Raw genomic sequence first — 18,517 nt, forward strand, 5'->3', positions numbered from 1 at the left:
TGCATCCAGCGGTATCGGTCGAGTCCCGAACGTCCATCATGAAATGGTTAATCCCGAAATACGGCCTTTGGTAGGAAAAAAATGCAATTTTCGTGACGATGCGTTTTCATCCGTGATCGATCTTTCCTTTAGCCGGCGTCCGGCTGGCGAATGTCGATGTCGCTGAGATAGGTAACCACGGTGACATGGGAGGTTGCCGCCGTCAGCGCGCCGATCACCAGCACCATGACAGCGACCCCGAGATAACCCGCCGAGCCGATGGCGAAATTGCCGAACAGGGCGGTCGCCTGGTCGGCCTGCGGCGTTGCCATGTTGTGTGACGACCACCAGGAGAAGACGATGAAGACCAGGATCGCCGCGGCGCCGCCTGCCGCGGCGCCCTTCATGCCGGTGACCAGAAAATGCCGGCGGAATTCGCGCGCGATGAAGCGCGCCTCGGCGCCGACGAAATGCAGCACCTCGATGATGTGGCCATTGCCGGCCATGGCGCCGCGCGTCGCGAATACAACGGTCAGCACCGTCGCCGACAGCATCAGCGCCAACACTGCGATACCGATCGTTACCGTGGTGCGGGCCATGGCAACTAGCCGGTCGACCCAGGTGCGATGATCGTCGAGCGAGGCACTCGGCAGCTTCGGCGTGATTGCCGCGCGCAGTGCGGCGAAATCGGGCGGACTATTCTCGTCGATGGTGATGATGATCAAGCGCGGCACCGGCAGCTCATCGATGTTCAGGCCCGAGCCTAGCCAAGGCTCGAGCAGTCGGGCCGTTGCTTCGCGATCGATGATCCTGGCGCTTTTCACGCCAGGGAATTCGCCGGCGATCTGCGAGGCCAGCGCAAGTGCGGCCTCCATGTCGAGGCCGTCGACCGGCTTGATCTGGATGGTCGCTTCGCGCGAGATCTGGTTCTCCCAGACGGAGGCGGTGTCACGCACCAGCGTGACTGCGCCAAACGTCAGACAGGACAGAAACGTCATGATGGCAATGACCAGCACCAGCGCCCGGCCGGCGATGTTCTGCGCCGGCACGATCGGCGCCATTTTGCGCTGGACGCGGGGCTTTGCCGCCGCGGAGTCCTGACCCTCGAAATGTTCGACGGAGAGCTCAGTCATAGATGTCCAGCCTTCCGCCGGCCAGGATCATTCGCCGTGCGTCCACCTGTTCCATCAGGCCGAGGTCGTGTGTGGCGATCACCACGGCGGTGCCCAGCCGGTTGAGCTCGATGAACAACCGCAGCAAGCGTCGCGCCAGCGGCGGGTCGACATTGCCGGTCGGCTCGTCGGCGAGCAGGATCTCGGGCTGCTCGATCAACGCCCGGGCAATGGCGGCGCGCTGCTTCTCGCCGCCAGACAGCACCGGTGGCAGCACATGCATGCGCTCGCCGAGGCCGACCCATTTCAGCAGCTCGGTGACGTCAGTGCGATAGGTCGCCTCCTCGCGGCCGCGCACGCGCAGCGGCAATGCCACGTTCTCGTAGGTGGTCATATGGTCGAGCAGGCGAAAATCCTGGAACACCACGCCGATGCGACGTCTCAGATGCGGCAATTCGGTGCGCGAGATGCGCGAGCGGTCCTTGCCGAAAATGGTGATCAGGCCGCGCGTCGGCTTCAGCGACATGAACAAAAGCCGCAGCAACGTCGTCTTGCCGGCGCCTGAAGGTCCGCTCAGGAACTGAAAGGAGCGCTCCGGAATGTGCAAGGAGATGTCGCGGAGAATCTCCGGACCCATGCCATAGCGGAGGCCGACATTTTCGAAGCGGATCACTTTCGACGACCTGAAATTCTCGGCGGCAAGATGCCAGCCCTTTCTGTGGAAAGACCATCGGCCGGCATGGTTAACCGACGGTTAATTTGGGGGCTTTTCGAGCGAGTCACAGGGGTTCCGGTGGGGAAGCGTTAACCATTTCCGTTTACCCGAAAGAAACGAACAGCGAACAGGTGCGGTAGTGTTGGGCCATGATGGCTAAGGATCGAACCGCGCGCCCGGTTTCCGGCGAAATCATGACCGATCCGGCCGCCGAGCCGGAACGCATCATGCGCGACGTGACCGCCGAGGTCATCGATGCCGACTATGAGGTGCTGCCCCGCCATTTTGCACGTCAAGACTTTGCGCCGCCGCCTGCGCGCATGATTTCCATGCCTTCGATCGAAGGCATGGACATGTTGCGCAAGCCCGAAACCGCCGTCGAACGGCCGTTGTGGGTGCATGGTGGGCCGATCTTCTGGATTGTCGGCGTCGGTGCCGTCTTTGCCGCCTTCTGGATTTCGGGCGGCCATGCGCTGGTTCGTTAGAACGGCGCCAGAAAATCAACAGGTCACCAGATAAACGATTCGCGACGCGCTGGGACATCCGACCGTTCGCGGGCGCCCTGCGAAAGATTTGGCCTTGCCAGACGGCACGACATGCCTAGAAACGGGTTGAAGACCGTTTCGGTCGGCTTCGCCTACAAAGGCGATCATTTCTGGAAGGGCAGCCAATGCCAGTTGTGCGCGGCAAGGACATCGAAGTCCTGTTTTCGGCGTCCGCCATCGCGCGGCGGAACCTGGAACTTGCCAAGGAGATCGCCGGGCACGACTACCACGACCTTCTGGTAATCTCGGTGCTGAAGGGATCGTTCATCTTCGCCGCCGATCTTATCCGTGCCATGCACGATGTCGGCCTGTCGCCGGAGGTCGAGTTCATCTTCATCTCCAGCTATGGCGCCGGCACGACCAGCGGTGAGGTGAGGGTGCTGCGCGACATCGACAACGAGGTCGCCGGCCGCGATGTGCTTTTGATCGACGACATTCTGGAATCCGGCAAGACGCTGAGTTTCACCCGCGACCTCATGCTGTCGCGCGGCGCGAGGAGCTGTGCCATCGCCGTGCTGCTCGACAAGCGCATGCGCCGCCAGACCACGCTCAACGCCGACTATGTCGGCTTCGACTGCCCCGATTATTTCGTCGTCGGTTATGGCATGGACGTCGCCCACGCGTTTCGCGAATTGCCCTTCGTCGGCATCGTCAAGGGCGACGCTTGAAGTCTTTTGATAATTCTACTCCGGCGGCCACCTGCCGGTGCTCTCGGACTCGAACGTCCGCTCCGCTCCGGTTCTCGAAAACCACGCCATCTGACTCGGCGGAGCGAATTCTGAAAAGGCCTCATCGACCTTCAGCGCCTTCAGGAAACATCAACTTTTCCCCGCCAAATATCTTGCCCATGGCAAAGCTCCTGATCGTCGAGGACGATGAATCCGTCCGCACTCTCGCCGCTCGTGCGCTCGAACGTGCCGGGCATAATGTCACTGTCGCCGCCGACGGCGCACATGGCCTTTCTCTGATCCGGGCGGCGCAAGGGAGCTATGACCTTGTGCTGTCCGACATCCGCATGCCGGAGATGGACGGCATCGAGATGGCCAAGGCGGCAGCAGCGCTGTTCCCGGCGATGAAGATCATGCTGATGACGGGCTATGCCGACCAGCGCGAGCGCGCCGAGGAATTGGACGGCATTATTCTCGACGTCGTGCAAAAGCCGTTCACGCTGGCTGAAATCCGCGCCCGCGTCGAACAGGCGCTCGCCTGCTTCGCCTAAGCCCAAGGCCGACCGCCTTCAGGCGGGGTCGCAGGTCGCCGCAATGGCTGGCGCGCCGCTCAGGCGCCGGCTGGCATTGAGCGCAAACAGGCCGGCGCCGATGATGAGGGCTGCGCCTGCCGCCGTCGCTGGTCGCGGCACTTCGGCAAAGAACAGAAAACCCCATAGCGGCGACCAGATGATACCGGTGTATTCGAAGGTGGCGACGCTGTTGGCGGGCGCCAGCCGGTAGGCCTGCGACAACAGGATCATGCCGGCCGAGGCAACGAAGCCGCATGCCCCCATCTTGAGGAGATCCGGCGTCGCCGGCCAGACCCATGGCCGGACGAGGAATTCGAGACTCGGATGCACGGCGTGGTCAATGCCTGCCAGCCAAAACAATGCCGCCACCAAGGCGGCGCCGACCAGATAGGCGCCGTTCTGATAGAACGCCATGACAGTCGAGGATTCGGTGTCGCCGATCTTGCGTGCCATCAGCTGCGAGAAACCGTAGAGCAGAGCCGAACCTAGCGACAGCAGCGCTGCCCAGTCGAACAAGCCGGCGCCCGGGCGCACCATCACCAGCACGCCGAGCATGCCGACCAGGACGGTGGCGAGCGCCTGCCAGGACACGCGTTCGCCGAGATAGGGGCCGGCCAGCGCCATGATGAACAGCGGCGCCATGAAATAGAGCGCCACCGCGTCAGCCAGCGGCAGGGCGGCGATTGCCAGATAGTAGGCCGTGTAGGAGGTGAACTGGATGAAGGCGCGCATCGTCAGCATGCCGAACCGCTTCGACAGGATCGCCTGCAATCCGACATCGGCGTGGACGAGCAAAACCAGGATCGGCAGGGCGACGATCGAGCGGATCGCCATCACCTCGGTGACCGGATAGTGGCTCGACACCGCCTTGACCAGCGGGTCCTGCAGCGAAAAGACCAGCACGCCGAGACAGAGGCTGAAGATGCCGAGCACAAGCCGATTCTGCATAGGCGCTCCTGTCTCCCGCGTGCGTGGCCGAAGGCAGGCCTGCATCCGGGTAAAAAGAACCCGCCACCGTTTCGGGCAGCGGGTACGAGTGAGGACTTTTGATTGGTCCGCAGCCGATTTCGCGGCCGCATATCCAATGGGTAAGGCGACTATCGTCCGCCGTTTGACATGTTGCAAACGAATTGGAATGATGCCAGAAATCAGATTTTCTTATGGCGGGCACATGCGACCCAATCTCGACAGCGACCTGTTGCGCACCTTCGTGGCGGTCGCCGACACCGGCAATTTCACCAAAGCGGCGGAGCGGGCCGGCCGCACCCAGTCGGCAGTCTCGATGCAGATGAAGAGGCTCGAAGGCATGATCGGCGACAGCCTGTTCGAGCGCGGGTCGCGCGGTGTAGCGTTGACGCAGCGCGGCGGCGAACTCATCGCCAACGCCAGGCGTATCGTTTCACTGCTCGACGAGACGGCGGCATCGATGGTCGCGGCGCCGCTTGGCGGGCCGGTGCGCATCGGTATCCCGGAGGAATATGGCCACGCGATCCTGTCGCGGGCACTCGGCGTCTTTGCCAAGCGCCATCCTCAGGTCGACATCACCGTCCGCTACGCGCATTCCGGTGCGCAGATCGCGGCGCTCGCCGCCGGCGAGCTCGATCTGGCGGTGGTGTTCGAATGGCAGGATCTGTCAGGCGGTGAGGTGCTGATGCATGACCCAACCGTATGGGTGACGTCGGAGCTGCATCACATGCATGAGGAGCGGCCGGTGCCGATCGCGCTCTACAACCGTGCCGGTTGGTGCAAGGATTTCGCGATAAAGTCGCTGGAACAGCGCGGTCTCGCTTATCGTGTCGCCTACACCAGCGATACCAATGGCGGCCTGCGGCTCGCCGTCACCTCCGGATTGGCGATTGCGCCGATCTCGCGCAGCAACATCCCGGCCGGCTGCCGCGAGCTTACGGCCGCCGACGGGTTCGGCGACATCGATTCCTCGAACGTGGTGCTGCGGCGCAATGCGAACGCTTCCGGCGAGGCAATCGACGGCATGGAAGAGGCGATCCGCGAGGCTTTCACCAACCGTTAAAGCATGCCACTCAGCTCGGCGCTGGCGGCCACCACGGACTGCGCGCGGCGATCTTCCGAATACAGGCAGCCTTACTTCAGCTCCAGCAACCGCTCCAGATAGCTGCGCTCGATATCGGGGCTGAGTGCGTTGCCGAGCCGCTTGCGGATCGCTTCGAGGATCTGGCGGGCACGCTGCACGTCGATCTCGTCGGGCACTCTCACCGAACTTCCGTCGTCGGGACCCTCGCTGGTGCGAGGCCGCCCGAGCGGGTCACGGTCGGCATTCTGCTGGCGTCCGCCCTGGCCGTTGCCGCCCTGGTCGCCTTGCATCGCCTGCAGTTGCTTCATCATGTCCTTGGCGCCCCTGCGCAAGGCTTCCAATGCGCGGCCCTGGTGACCGACGGCCTGGTCGCCTTCGCCCTCGCCGAGCGCCTGTTCGGCATTGCCCATGGATTTGCCGGCCTCGCCAAACCCCTCATTGGGGTCGAGGCCCATGCCTTCGAGGCTCTTCCTCAATTGATCGAGCTCGCTCTGCAGCTTGCCCTGGCCCTCCTGCAATTGCTTCAGCGCGTCAGCAAATTCCTGCGGCGTCATCGGGTTCGGCCGGCCGAGCGGATCGCGGTCGTCACCTGGGCCGGGCTTGCCCTCTTCGCCCATCGGGCCTGGCTCACTGTTCTCGCCGAGCTGCTCGTCGCGGTTCTGCCCGCGCTGTTGCTGGCCGCGCTGCATCTGGTCCATGCGGAAAGTGTCGTTCATCATCTCCTGCTGGCGCCGCATGATTTCGCCCAGCTTGTCCATCTGCTGGCGCATCTCGCTGTCCTGCTGGCCGCCTTGCTGCTGGCGGCCTGCCTGCAGATTGTTCATCATATCCTGCAGCTCCGACAGCAATTGCTGCGCCTGGTCGCGATTGCCGGATTTCGCCAGGTTCTCGATCTGGTCCATCATGCGGTCGATGTCGCTCTGGCGCAGTTCCTGGCCGTTCTGCTGCATCTGTGGCGCATTCGGATTCTGCTGCGCCCGCGCCGCGAATTCCTGCAGGAACTGGTTCATCGCCTCGCGCAGTTCCTTGATCGCCTTCTCGATCTCTTGGTCGCTGGCGCCGTTCTTGATCGCGTCCTGCAGCGCCTGCTGCGCCTGGCGCAGCCGCTTCTCGGCCGCCGACAGATTGCCTTCCTCGATGCCGAGCGCGATCTCCCAGAGGTAAGCGACCTCGTCGCGCAACTGGTCGTCGCTGTCGGCCATCTTCAGCCGGGTGCGGGCGCTCATGATGGCGAGATAGTGCGTCATGTTGTCGAACGTGTCTTCGGGCCTGAGCGTGATCGCATCCATCAGGTCGAGCACGCGGTCCTTGGCATAGGCGTCGAGCGCCAGCATGCGGCGCTGCTCGACCACAGCCCGCGCCAACGGGTTGGAGAATGGCCGCTCCGGCATCACCAGCATCTTGGTTTCGCTGGTCGCCGTGTGTCCGGCACCGTCGGTGACGACAAGCGACAGCTTGACGTTGCCACCGGCCCAGACATGGTCGGTCAGATCCTTCGTCGTCTTAGCGGCATTGGCCTTGCCGCCGCGGCGCGGCAACGTCAGCGGCATTTCCGGCGGGCCATAGAGCGGATGCGCGTTGGGCACTTGCGGATCGGCCAATGCGAAAACCGCCTTGGCGGAGGCCGCGCCATAGTCGTCGTCGATCTGGTAGTTGAGTTCGAAGGCGCCGTTGACGGCGCGCTTCGGCTCGCCGACAAAGCGGATCTGCGGCGGCTTGTCGGGAATTATGGCGAAGGCCCAGCGGCCGAGCTCGCCGTCGCTGGACTGCAGCGTCAGCGTGCCGTCGGCGGTCAACTTGCCGCTGAACTGGCGCACGGTGGAAGGCGTTGCCGGACTTGCCTCAGTCTTGGCGGCTTGCGGCCCGGTCGGATCGATGGCGCGGGTGTTGCCGCCGGTATCGGCGTAGCTCAGCGTTTCCTCGCCCGAACCGCCGGTGACGCGCAGCGACACATCGCTGCCCTCCGGAACCGTGAAGGTCGGCGACGCTTTAGTGGCGTTGTTGGCCAAGACGGGGGCGTTCAGGAATACCGGCGGCCTGCCGGTATAGGCCGGCGGCGTCACCCAGGCATCAATGCGCGGCGGCACGACGTCGCGGGCGGCACGGGCAACAAAACCGTCGCTCAGCCTGCCGCCCGATGGCCCGAAGGAGAAGGCAAAGGCAGTGACCAACAAAAGCGCGGCAACGGCGCGCAGCGCCCACGGGTCGCGTTCCGGCACGCGTGTGCGCGGCACGTCGCCGCCAAGCTCGCCCAGCCGGTCCGCCATGCGCCGCTGATGCTCGCGCCACAGGGCTTGCGAAAAAATGCTTTCCTTGCCGCTCGGGCGATCGGTCTGGACCTGCACCGGGCTGTGCAGCAAACGGTTGGCCGCCTCGATGCGGCGGTCGACCTCGGCCCTGGATGGCGTGCGGAAGAAACGCAGTGGATAGAGTGCGGCAAGCGCTGCGACGCCGAATGCCGTGATAAGACCGATCCGCGCCAGATCGGGCAAAAATGGGAACAGGCCGAGCCACGAAATGCTGAGGAACAGGCTGGCGACGATGATCAGTGGCAGCAGCAATGGCCAGCCGCGTTCGACGATTATCGAGACCTGCGTCCCCAGCCGGCTCAAGGCAAGGCGCCTGGCCAGACTGCGATCGCTGGTGAAAATGGGTCGTTGTGTCATCGGCCCTTCCTGGCCGGGCGGGATAGCCCAGGCCTCACGAGTCTATCGCATGGGCCCGAAAAGTCGATTTTCGGGAAGCACGATGCGAAGACCTAAAATCTTAGCGCGTACTTCGTGCGTCCAAGCGGATGCACATCGCCCTAAGGATACCAACAAACACGGCGAAGGCGAGGCGGTTCCCCAAAACGTGAACAATAATGCCCCGGATATTGTCAGAATTTCGCCGGATTGGCGTTTGCGCCGCAGACCAGTACGGCAACGCGCTCGCCTGCAGCCGGTGCGTAGCGGCCGGACAGGAGCGCCGCGAAGGCGGCCGCACCGCCCGGCTCGGAGATGATTCGCACGCGGTCCCACAGCGCCGCCTGGGCGGCGATAATGTCGTCGTCGCCGACCAGGATCGAGCGCTCGACGAATGCCTCGGCGATAGGATACATCATTTCGCCGACACGCTTTGGCGCGAGCGAATCGGCGGCGATGCCCTCAGCCGGCGCGTCGACGGGTCGGCCCGCCTCGAAGGCGCGATGAAGCGTCGGCGCACCCTCCGGCTCGACCGCGATTATCCTGATGCGGCCGGAAAACCAGGCAGCGATGCCGCCGATCAGCCCGCCGCCGCCGACGGCGACCAGCAGGGTGTCGAGCTTCGGCAGGTCGGCCTCGATCTCGAGGCCGAGCGTGCCTTGCCCGACCAGCGTCTCCTCCTGGTTGAAGGCGTGGATCTGCAGCGCGCCGGATTTTTCGGCGAAGCTCTCGCTGGCGGCCAGCGCCTCGGCATAACGGGCGCCGCCGACGATCAGCTCGGCGCCGTAGCCGCGGATGCGGTCCAGCTTGGCCTGCGGGCTCACTTCGGGAACAAAGATGGTCGCCTTGTGGCCGAGCCGCATGGCGGCATAGGCGACGGCGGCGCCGTGATTGCCGCCCGACGCGGCGACGACGCCGGCCGCAGGAACCGGCCGTTCGAGGAGATTGGTGAACGCACCACGCGCCTTGAACGAGCCGGAATGCTGCAAGCACTCAAGCTTCAGGTCGACAGGCAGAGGCGGGCGGCCGAAATCTGCCATGTCGACGCGCAGCACCGGCGTGTGGCGCACGAAGGGCCGGATGCGGGGTTCTATCGCCGCAATGCGCTCGCGTGTGATCGTGTGGCCGTACAGCATGCTTTCGCTCCCAGAGTTGACATTAGGTAGTAACTTGGCAAAGTGCCTAAATGCAAGACGTCGACGTTTTCAAAGCGATTGCCAACGAGCGCAGGCTCCAGATCCTCGATTGGCTCAAGGACCCGCGCGCGCATTTTCCGCCGCAGACGGACGGCGATCTGGTCGAGGACGGCGTCTGCGCGCTGCTGATCGCGGAGAGGCTGGGGATCACCCAGGCTACGCTCAGCGAGCATATGCGCGTGCTCACCCAGGCAGGGCTTTTGCGCAGCAAGCGCATCAAGCAGTGGATATTCTATCGCCGGAATGAGGACAGAATCGCCGAAATCAGGGCGCTCATTCAGCACCGGCTGTAGCTGCAGAGTTCTACTCCAACCAGTCCGGCACCGAGTCCAGTCCGATCAGCTCGTCATAGGTCTGGCGCGGACGCACAACGTGGAAGCGGTCGCCGTCGACCAGCACTTCCGGTACCAGCAGCCTGGTATTGTAGGTGCCGGCCTGAACGGCGCCATAGGCGCCGGCGGTGGAGACAGCGATCAGGTCGCCGGATTTCAGCCGGGGCAGGTCACGGTCGAGCCCGAGATAGTCGCCGGTCTCGCAAACCGGGCCGACGACGTCGACCTTCATGCGTGGTGCAGCGGCCGGCTGCTGCGCCACCGGCTTGATGTCGTGAAAAGCGTCGTAAAGCGTCGGCCGGATCAGGTCGTTCATCGCGGCGTCGACGACGAGGAAGTTCTTGGCGTCGCCCTCCTTCACGAAGATTACTTCCGACACCAGGATGCCGGCATTCCCGACGATCAGCCGGCCTGGCTCGAACATTACCTTCAGCCCAAGTTTGGCAACATGTTTCCTGACGATCCGGGCATAGGCATCGGGCAAAGGCGGCGGGTTGTTGTCGACGCGGTAGGGAATGCCAAGGCCGCCGCCGACATCGATGTGCTCGATGGCATGACCGTCGGAGCGCAAGGCGCCGACCAGCTCCACCAGCAGCGCAAAGGCGTCGTCGAAGGGCTGCAATTCGGTGATCTGGCTGCCGATATGGGTGTCTATGCCGGTGACCTTGATGCCCGTCAGCTCAGCCGCGCGCGCATAGACCTTCCGCGCATGCTGCCACGGAATGCCGAACTTGTTCTCGGCCTTCCCAGTCGAAATCTTCTTGTGCGTCCTGGCGTCGACATCCGGGTTGATGCGCAGCGAGATCGGCGCGATCTTGCCCAGCGCGGTGGCGCGGGCCGACAGCAGCTCCAGCTCCGGTTCGGATTCGACGTTGAAACAGAGAATGCCGGCCGAGAGCGCAGAATCCATTTCGCGCGCGGTCTTGCCGACGCCCGAAAACAGGATCTTGCTTGCCGGGATGCCGGCCGCCAAAGCGCGGCGCAATTCGCCCTCCGAGACCACGTCGGCGCCGGCGCCGAGCCTTGCCAGCACCCTCAGCACGGCCTGGTTGGAATTCGCCTTCATGGCATAGCAGACGAGAGCATCGAGCCCGGCAAAGGCCTCGGTGAAGACGCGAAAATGCCTGGTCAGCGTCGCCGTCGAATAACAGTAGAACGGCGTGCCGACGCTGGCGGCGATGTCTGATATCGCCACGTCCTCGGCATGCAGCGCGCCGTCGCGGTAGTCGAAATGGTTCACGAGATTGGTCCGAAATCAGAGCAGCGGGTCGAGGATGAATTTCTTGTCCTCGACAGGTTTTTCCGGCTCCGGCGGCAAGGGTTGCTTGGCCTTCTCGGCGTCCTTGCGGGCCTGCACGGCTGCCGCGTACGGCGTGTCGAGCGCAGCCTTCCTGCCGCAGGCCGCAACGGTGGCCATTGCCGCCAGCAGCGTCAGCGTCACCAAAATCCTGCTTCCGGTCATCGTGCCATCCGTCCGAAACTGTTGCCCGCAGCCGCTTCTAGCCGAGTTTTGCGGCCATTGCACCCCGCGTCTTACGCCTTGGCGAGCCGCTTTTTCCAGTAGCGGATCTGCTTGCGCACCTCGGACGGCGCGGTGCCGCCGAAGCTCGTGCGGCTCTTTACAGAATTCTGCACGGCAAGAACCGAAAACACGTCGGCGCTGATACCGGGGTGAATGGACTGCAGATCCTCCAGCGAAAGCCTGTCGAGCCCGATCTTCCTGTCCTCGGCCAGCCCCACCGCCCTGCCAGTGATGTGGTGCGCCTCGCGGAACGGCAGGCCGAGCGTGCGCACCAGCCAGTCGGCGAGGTCGGTCGCAGTCGAATAGCCGGCGCCGGCCGCCTTTTTCATCGCAGCAGTGTTCACCGTCATATCGCGCACCATGCCGGTCATTGCCGCCAGCATCAGGTCGAGTGTCTCGGCCGCGTCGAAGACGGATTCCTTATCTTCCTGCATGTCCTTGCCATAGGTCAGCGGCATGCCCTTCATTACCGTCAGCAGGCCGACGAGATGGCCGGTGACGCGGCCGGTCTTGCCGCGCACCAGTTCGGCAGCGTCCGGGTTCTTCTTCTGCGGCATGATCGACGAACCCGTCGAGAAACTATCCGACAGCCTGATGAAGCCGAATTGCGGCGTCGACCAGATGATGATCTCTTCGGCCAGCCGCGACAGATGCGTCGCGCAGATCGCCGCAAAGCCCAGGAACTCGAGCGCGAAATCGCGGTCCGAAACACTGTCGAGCGAATTGCGCATCGGCTCGCGGAAGCCAAGCGCCTTCGCCGTCTGGTGCCGGTCGATGGAAAAGCTGGTGCCGGCAAGGGCGGCGGCGCCGAGCGGGCTTTCATCCATCCGCTCGATGGCGTCGCGGACACGCGACAGGTCGCGCGCAAACATCTCGACATAGGCCATGCAGTGGTGGCCGAAGGTCACCGGCTGCGCCGCCTGCATGTGGGTGAAGCCCGGCATCACCGTTGCCGCATGCTCCTCGGCCCGATCCAGGAACGCCGTGATCAGGCCCTTCAGCGCCTCGGCGACACGAAAGCATTCGTCCTTGACCCACAGCCTGAGGTCGACCGCCACCTGGTCGTTGCGCGAGCGGGCGGTATGCAGGCGGCCGGCGGCGGGGCCGATCAAATCGGCCAGACGGGCCTCGACATTCATGTGGATGTCTTCCAGCCTGGTCGAGAACTCGAATGTGCCGGCCTCGATCTCTGCGAGGATCGTGTTCAGCCCGTGAGCGATTTTTTCTTGATCGGCCGCCGAAATAATGCCCGTTTGCGCCAGCATCTGGCTATGGGCGATCGAGCCGCGAATATCCTGCGCATAGAGTTTGCGGTCGAACGAGATCGATGCGTTGATCGCTTCCATGATTGCGGCCGGACCCGAGGCAAAACGTCCGCCCCACATCTGGTTGCTGGCCTTCTTGTCGTTCATCGCTATAACCCGTGCTCCGGAGCAGTTTTTCAAAAATGGCAGACGGCAATAGATTTTTCCCGGCTTTGCGTCTCATCCTCGCCGCTTTGGTTGCGGGCGTGCTGGCCGGCGCGGTCACGGTATATGTCAGGGAAAGCAGTTCTGGCAACAAGGCGCCCGCGCAAGTGGCCGCCGGCGGCGGCAAGGACGACGTCGCCTGCGCCGCCAAGACCGACCGTGCCAAGAAGATCGCCGCCGCTGCCACCGGCCAGGTTGCCGCGCTTTTGCCGGCGGATCCGCCGCAATCGCTGAAAAGCCTTGCCTTCAACGGCCCCGACGGCAAGCCGACGACGATCGCCGATCATGCCGGCAAGACGGTGCTGCTCAATCTGTGGGCGACATGGTGCGCACCTTGCCGCGCCGAAATGCCGGCGCTCGATGCGCTGCAGAAGGAGATGGGCAGCGATGCGTTTCAGGTTGTTGCCGTCAACGTCGATGCCGGCGACGATGCCAAACCGAAGAAGTTCCTGGAGGACACCGGCGTCAAGTCGCTCGGCTACTATCGCGATGCCACGATGGCGCTGTTCAACGACGTCAAGACGCGCGGCCTGGCGCTCGGTCTGCCGGTCACCATGCTGATCGATGGGCAAGGCTGCCTGATCGCCCATATGAATGGCCCGGCCGAATGGTCGGGGCCGGATGCCAAGCGTCTGGTCGAGGCGGCGCTTCAGCCGGGATAGGCTCAGACCGTGCGCAGGCGCGGCTTGAGCACGGCAATGCTTGCGCCGCGTCGGCTGGCGGTGCGGATTGCCGGAGCGGCCACGCCCGTCAGTTCCCCGAATGTCTCGATCGGAGCCGGTTTGCCGAGGTAGTAGCCTTGCCCGATCTCGCAAGCCTCGGCGTCCAGGAACTGCAATTCACCCGGCGTCTCGATGCCTTCTGCCAGAACCGGTAAGCCGAGACCGCGTCCAAGCCCCAGCACGGCGCGAACGATCGCCGCGAACTGGGCGTTCTTGTCGACCGATTTGATGAACGACCCGTCGATCTTGATCTTGTCGAAGGGAAAGGCGCTGAGGTTGGACAGCGAAGAATAGCCGGTGCCAAAATCGTCCATCGCCACATGCACGCCAAGCGCCTTGACCTGCCTCAAGGTTGCCAGCGCGCGCGGCATGTCCTTCACCAGGGCCGTTTCGGTGATCTCCAGTTCGAGCCTGCCGGGGGCCAGGCCGGATCTCGTCAATGCGTCGTGCACCTTGCGGCTGAAGTTCGGATTGTGAAGTTGCACGGCGGAGACGTTGACGGCGACCATCAGCGGGTTTGTCCAGCGAACAGCATCGTTACAAGCCGTCGTCAGCACCCAGTCGCCGATCTGCGCGATAGCGCCACTGTCCTCGGCCACGGGGATGAAAACGGTCGGAGAAATGTCACCCCGCTCAGGGTGCTGCCAACGGACCAGGGCTTCGAAGCCGATCATCCTGCCGCCGCGGATCTCCTTCTGCGGCTGATAGACGAGGTGGAACTCCTTGCGGGCGATCGCCTGGCGCAATTCATGCTCCATCACGCGCTTGTCGCGGGCCGCGGTGCCCATGGCTATCTCGAAAAACCGATAAGTGTCCCTGCCTTGTTTTGGCGCGATGGAGTGCCGTGTCGGCATGGCTGATCAGGCCGGCCTGGTCTTCGGCATCCAGCGGAAAGAAGGCGATGCCGATGCTGGCCGAGACGAGGCCGGAGCCGACCGAAACCCTGTTTTCCTCCCGGATCGCCGCCAGCAAGTCCTCGGCTATCCGGCCTGCGGCCAGGGGGTCGGGGAGGTTCGGAGCTATGATGGCAAATTCATCGCCGCCGAGACGCGCGAGCATCTGTCCGTGGCGCGGGATGCCGGAAATGCAGTGCGCCAGCTTCTGCAGCATAGCATCGCCGGCCCCGTGGCCATAGAGGTCGTTGACTTGCTTGAACCGGTCAAGGTCAAGCAGCAGGAGCGCCAGATGTCCATCCTTGCCGCCACGATCCATCGAGGCGAATTCTGCTTCCAGCCGGGAAGAAAAGCTCCGCCGATTGGCAAGCCCGGTAAGCGGATCGAAATGCGCGAGGCGGAGGATCTCTTGTTCTGCCTTCTTGCGCTCACGGATGTCGCGAACGGCAAGCACCGTATGGGGCCTGCCGCAGTAGGTGATTTTCCTGGCGATCAGCTCGACAGGAATTCTCGCCCCGTCGCTGCCCCTTAGCTTCGCTTCCTGCGCCTGTTCGCCGAAGCCGGACATATCGGCTGCGCTCTGTCCGTCGAAAAGCTCGCCGAATTGCATCGTGTTCAGGGTGGCTGTCGCTGTTCCGGTCAGCTTCGCCATACTGTCATTGGCGCTGACAATGCGGGTGCCATCGCAAACGATCAGACCTTCCACCGCCGCATTGGCGAGATCGTGCATGCGATCGGCCTCGAGCTTCTGGCGGCGAAAGCGCAGGTCGATCCACAGCGCGGCACCCGATAGCACAAGGATTATCAGGCTGGCGACCGCTGCGGCAAAGGGCTGGGAAATGGGCTCGATGGAATGTTCGGATATTTCAATCGAGGAATCCGGAATGATCGACACCGCGGCCATCGCGATGAAATGCAAGCTGCAAATCGCCAGCGTCAAAAGCGCGGCGCCGCCGAAAGTCGCGAGCGCTGACGGACGGCGCAAGACGACAAGGAGCGCCAGTGCCGCGAGGGTCACGCCGGCCAGAAGCGATATCGCGACAAGGAGCAGGTTCCATACGACCCGGCCTTCGACCTCGAAAGCTGCCATGCCGATGTAGTGCATCGTCGCGATGGCGCCGCCCAGAATGGCGCCACCGACGAGGAAATGGTCGATGCCGCGGCGCAAGGTGGCGACCCACATCCCAAGCGCGGTCATGATAATGGCGGCGGCAAGCGAAAAGGCGGATAATCCCGGATTGTATGCGTTCGGTATTCCCGGCGTAAACGCGGTCATGGCGATGAAATGCGTCGCCCATATGCCGAACCCGGTCGAGGCCGCGGCGATCATCAGCCAGACAAGCCGGTTTCGCTCGGTCGATCGGCCGACATGCTTAAGGAGATTAACCGCTGAGAAGCAAGAAATTCCACAGATGAGTGCGGCAAGCGCAACCAGTCTCGGATCGTGCTGACTTACAATACAATTATAGACCGTCAGCATCCTGGTTCACTCGGTCTGCCAAAATTAACAGGGGAGGTGTGACTGATTAGCTCTTGGAGATTTTAACGAATGGTTAACCCGTGGGCCATGAGGCGGGTCTTTTCGGGGGAAAACCGACGCCGCTGCGCCGAAAAGACGGTGATGTGATTTCTGGCGCCCGGTTTCAGTAGCGAGTGCACTTTAGGAAGGAATGATGTTCATTGATCCGCAATAAAACCGTTGTCCGATTGTCATCAGCGCCACATATTGGCTTTGCGGAAGTGCCCCTTTCGCCAATGACAAACGGGAGATGAAACATGAAGTTCTTCGGCTTTGCGGCCGGTATCGCCGCCACCGTGACCCTGCTTTCCACCACCTCCGCCTTCGCCGTCACGCAGATCAGCTGGTGGCACGCCATGACCGGCGCCAACGCCGAGGTCGTCGCCAAGATCTCCAAGGATTTCAACGCCAGCCAGAGCGACTATGAGCTCGTTCCGGTGTTCAAGGGCACCTATCCGGAGACGCTGAATGCCGGCATCGCTGCCTTTCGTGCCGGGCAAGCGCCCGATATCCTCCAGGTGTTCGACGTCGGCACCGGCGTGATGATGGCGGCCGAGGGTGCGATAAAGCCGGTGGCCGATGTGATGACCGGCGCCGGGATGACTTTCGACAAGAGCCAGTATCTGCCCGGCATCGTCGGCTATTATTCGAAGCCGGACGGCACCATGCTATCGTTCCCCTACAACTCTTCCTCGCCGATCCTCTATTACAACAAGGACATCTTCCAGAAGGCAGGCCTCGACGTGAACAATCCGCCCAAGACGTGGAACGAGGTGTGGGAAGCTGCCAAGAAGATCAAGACGAGCGGCGCCGCCCCTTGCGGCTATACCTCGACCTGGCTGACCTGGATCCACCTGGAGAATTTCGCGGCGTGGAATGACGTGCCTTGGGCCACCCAGCAGAATGGCCTGGCTGGAGGTGATGTCGAACTCAAGATCAATGCGCCGATTTTCGTCAACCACTTCCAGGCGCTCGCTGGCCTGGCCAAGGACGGCACGTTCAAATATGGCGGACGCACCTCCGAAGCCAAGCAGATATTCCTCGCCGGCGAATGCGGCATCTTCACCGAATCGTCGGGCGGCCTCGGCGATATCGTCAAGTCCGGCATGAACTATGGCATCGGCCAGCTTCCGTATGATACCGACGCCAAGGGCGCACCACAGAACACGACGCCGGGTGGTGCCAGCCTGTGGGTGTTCGGCAACAAGTCGGACGAGGAATACAAGGGTGTCGCCGCCTTCTTTGCCTATCTGTCCAAGACCGATGTGCAGGAATATCTGCACCAGAAGTCGGGATACCTGCCTGTGACGCTCGCCGCGTATGAGGCGACGAAGAAATCAGGCTTCTATGACAAAAACCCCGGCCGCGAGACACCCATCCTGCAGATGACGGGCAAGGCGCCGACCGACAACTCGAAGGGCGTGCGCCTGCCGAATCTGCCGCAGGTGCGCGATATCCAGAACGAGGAGCTGGAGAAGATGCTGGCCGGCCAGCAAACCGCCCAGCAGGCACTCGACAATGCGGTTGCGCGCGGCAACGTCGCGATCAAGGAAGCGCTGGAGAACTGACGGGATTATCTCGGTTAGTCGGTTGGAATATCGCCCACGCGGGCTCGCGTGGGCGACACCTGGATAGCGAGGGAAATCAGCCTGTCTCCACGCGTCGTATTTCCCAACAAGATCCTGCCCTACCTGCTGGTGGCGCCACAGCTCGCCATCACCCTGGTTTTCTTCTACTGGCCGGCCGGTCAGGCGCTTTACCAGTCGATGCTCAGGCAAGACCCGTTCGGGCTGAAGAGCAGGTTCGTCTGGTTTGCCAATTTCCGGAAGGTGCTGGCCGATCCGGCCTACCTCAACTCGATCAAGGTCACCGTAGTGTTCTCTCTTGCGACCGCGATCGTTGCCATGGTTGTGGCCCTGCTGCTCGCGGTCATGGCCGAGAAGGCCGTGCGCGGCAAAGGCCTCTACCGCACACTGTTGATATGGCCTTACGCCGTGGCGCCGGCGATTGCCGGCATGCTTTGGCTTTTCCTGTTCAATCCCTCGATCGGCTCGTTGGCCTATTTGCTGAGAAGCCTCGGCGTCGTATGGGACCCGCTGCTCAACGGCACCCACGCCATGATCCTGCTGGTGTCGGCTGCTGCCTGGAAGCAGATCAGCTACAACTTCCTGTTCTTCGTCGCCGGCCTGCAGGCGGTGCCGAAAACGCTGATCGAAGCGGCGGCCATGGACGGCGCCGGCGAAACCAAGCGCTTCTGGACCATCGTCTTCCCGCTGCTTGCGCCGACAACCTTTTTCCTGCTGGTCGTCAACACCGTCTATGCCCTGTTCGACACGTTCGGCATCGTTCATGCCGTCACCGGCGGCGGGCCGGGCAAGACGACAGAGACGCTGGTCTACAAGGTCTACAATGACGGCTTCGTCAATCTGATCCTGGGCGACTCGGCGGCGCAGTCGGTCATCCTGATGGCCATCGTCATCGCGCTCACAGCAATCCAGTTCCGCTATGTGGAACGCAAAGTCCACTACGGCTGAGGGCA

General features: G+C 63.0%; 16 protein-coding genes and 1 pseudogene. 8 read left to right on the top strand and 9 right to left on the bottom strand.

What is annotated here, in order from left to right:
* Nucleotides 1-128: 128 nt before the first annotated feature.
* Together NKH93_RS13425 and ftsE are read right to left on the bottom strand one after the other, a co-directional pair.
* The gene (locus NKH93_RS13425) at nt 129-1,112 is read right to left on the bottom strand and encodes a cell division protein FtsX (RefSeq protein ID WP_352918394.1); all 984 of its coding nucleotides are present in this window, start codon (nt 1,110-1,112) and stop codon (nt 129-131) included.
* A complete protein-coding gene (ftsE, locus tag NKH93_RS13430) occupies nt 1,105-1,764 on the bottom strand; it encodes a cell division ATP-binding protein FtsE (protein ID WP_023677923.1) in 660 nt (219 codons plus the stop codon). The genes NKH93_RS13425 and ftsE overlap by 8 nt, the downstream gene beginning before the upstream one ends.
* 236 nt (nt 1,765-2,000) lie before the next feature.
* Between ftsE and NKH93_RS13435 the strand changes: the two genes are divergently transcribed.
* The 3 genes from NKH93_RS13435 (at nt 2,001) to NKH93_RS13445 (ending at nt 3,570) form a co-directional block, all read left to right on the top strand.
* Nucleotides 2,001-2,291, top strand: coding sequence for a hypothetical protein (locus NKH93_RS13435; RefSeq protein ID WP_352540193.1), 291 nt, complete (start codon nt 2,001-2,003; stop codon nt 2,289-2,291).
* Nucleotides 2,292-2,476: 185 nt separating this feature from the next.
* Nucleotides 2,477-3,019: a hypoxanthine phosphoribosyltransferase gene (hpt, locus tag NKH93_RS13440; protein WP_254816654.1), complete on the top strand. Its 543-nt coding sequence runs from the start codon at nt 2,477-2,479 to the stop codon at nt 3,017-3,019.
* A gap of 179 nt (nt 3,020-3,198) precedes the next feature.
* The gene (locus tag NKH93_RS13445; protein WP_352691048.1) at nt 3,199-3,570 is read left to right on the top strand and encodes a response regulator; all 372 of its coding nucleotides are present in this window, start codon (nt 3,199-3,201) and stop codon (nt 3,568-3,570) included.
* An 18-nt stretch (nt 3,571-3,588) separates the two neighbouring features.
* Here the strand turns inward: NKH93_RS13445 and NKH93_RS13450 are convergent, their stop codons facing one another.
* Entirely contained in the window at nt 3,589-4,539 is a 951-nt protein-coding gene (locus tag NKH93_RS13450; RefSeq protein ID WP_352918392.1) for a DMT family transporter, read from the bottom strand.
* A gap of 223 nt (nt 4,540-4,762) precedes the next feature.
* Between NKH93_RS13450 and NKH93_RS13455 the strand changes: the two genes are divergently transcribed.
* The gene (locus NKH93_RS13455) at nt 4,763-5,620 is read left to right on the top strand and encodes a LysR substrate-binding domain-containing protein (RefSeq protein WP_352471415.1); all 858 of its coding nucleotides are present in this window, start codon (nt 4,763-4,765) and stop codon (nt 5,618-5,620) included.
* Between the two features lie 71 nt (nt 5,621-5,691).
* Here NKH93_RS13455 and NKH93_RS13460 read toward each other — a convergent pair whose 3' ends face one another.
* Complete coding sequence (locus NKH93_RS13460; protein ID WP_352918391.1) at nt 5,692-8,307, bottom strand: TIGR02302 family protein; 2,616 nt, start codon at nt 8,305-8,307, stop codon at nt 5,692-5,694.
* 212 nt (nt 8,308-8,519) lie between these two features.
* Nucleotides 8,520-9,461, bottom strand: a complete 942-nt coding sequence (locus NKH93_RS13465; protein ID WP_352918390.1) for a threonine/serine dehydratase — start codon at nt 9,459-9,461, stop codon at nt 8,520-8,522.
* 50 nt (nt 9,462-9,511) lie between these two features.
* On the opposite strand from NKH93_RS13465, the gene NKH93_RS13470 reads away from it, so the two are divergent.
* Nucleotides 9,512-9,814 (top strand): ArsR/SmtB family transcription factor, encoded by a 303-nt coding sequence (locus NKH93_RS13470; RefSeq protein ID WP_352918389.1) that lies wholly within the window; start codon nt 9,512-9,514, stop codon nt 9,812-9,814.
* A 10-nt stretch (nt 9,815-9,824) separates the two neighbouring features.
* On the opposite strand, the gene lysA is transcribed toward NKH93_RS13470, so the two are convergent.
* From lysA to argH, 3 genes are all read right to left on the bottom strand, one after another.
* Complete coding sequence (lysA, locus tag NKH93_RS13475) at nt 9,825-11,093, bottom strand: diaminopimelate decarboxylase (protein ID WP_352489425.1); 1,269 nt, start codon at nt 11,091-11,093, stop codon at nt 9,825-9,827.
* A gap of 15 nt (nt 11,094-11,108) precedes the next feature.
* Nucleotides 11,109-11,315, bottom strand: a complete 207-nt coding sequence (locus NKH93_RS13480; protein WP_023677931.1) for a hypothetical protein — start codon at nt 11,313-11,315, stop codon at nt 11,109-11,111.
* Nucleotides 11,316-11,386: 71 nt separating this feature from the next.
* Nucleotides 11,387-12,787, bottom strand: a complete 1,401-nt coding sequence (gene argH / locus NKH93_RS13485) for an argininosuccinate lyase (RefSeq protein ID WP_352769965.1) — start codon at nt 12,785-12,787, stop codon at nt 11,387-11,389.
* A 35-nt stretch (nt 12,788-12,822) separates the two neighbouring features.
* Here argH and tlpA point away from each other — a divergent pair, with 35 nt between their 5' ends.
* Nucleotides 12,823-13,506, top strand: coding sequence for a thiol:disulfide interchange protein TlpA (tlpA, locus tag NKH93_RS13490; RefSeq protein ID WP_352970608.1), 684 nt, complete (start codon nt 12,823-12,825; stop codon nt 13,504-13,506).
* A 2-nt stretch (nt 13,507-13,508) separates the two neighbouring features.
* Here the strand turns inward: tlpA and NKH93_RS13495 are convergent.
* A pseudogene (locus tag NKH93_RS13495) lies at nt 13,509-15,939 on the bottom strand (bifunctional diguanylate cyclase/phosphodiesterase).
* Between the two features lie 296 nt (nt 15,940-16,235).
* Here NKH93_RS13495 and ugpB point away from each other — a divergent pair.
* Nucleotides 16,236-17,546 carry a sn-glycerol-3-phosphate ABC transporter substrate-binding protein UgpB gene (gene ugpB / locus NKH93_RS13500; protein WP_352489428.1) on the top strand — a complete coding sequence of 437 codons (1,311 nt, stop codon included), beginning with the start codon at nt 16,236-16,238 and terminating at the stop codon, nt 17,544-17,546.
* Nucleotides 17,547-17,627: 81 nt separating this feature from the next.
* Nucleotides 17,628-18,512 (top strand): sn-glycerol-3-phosphate ABC transporter permease UgpA, encoded by an 885-nt coding sequence (gene ugpA / locus NKH93_RS13505; RefSeq protein ID WP_352683133.1) that lies wholly within the window; start codon nt 17,628-17,630, stop codon nt 18,510-18,512.
* Nucleotides 18,513-18,517: the final 5 nt, after the last annotated feature.

Origin of the sequence: Mesorhizobium sp. M0954 (assembly GCF_040319155.1) — a bacterium.
In the GTDB taxonomy this organism is placed as follows: Bacteria; Pseudomonadota; Alphaproteobacteria; order Rhizobiales; family Rhizobiaceae; genus Mesorhizobium.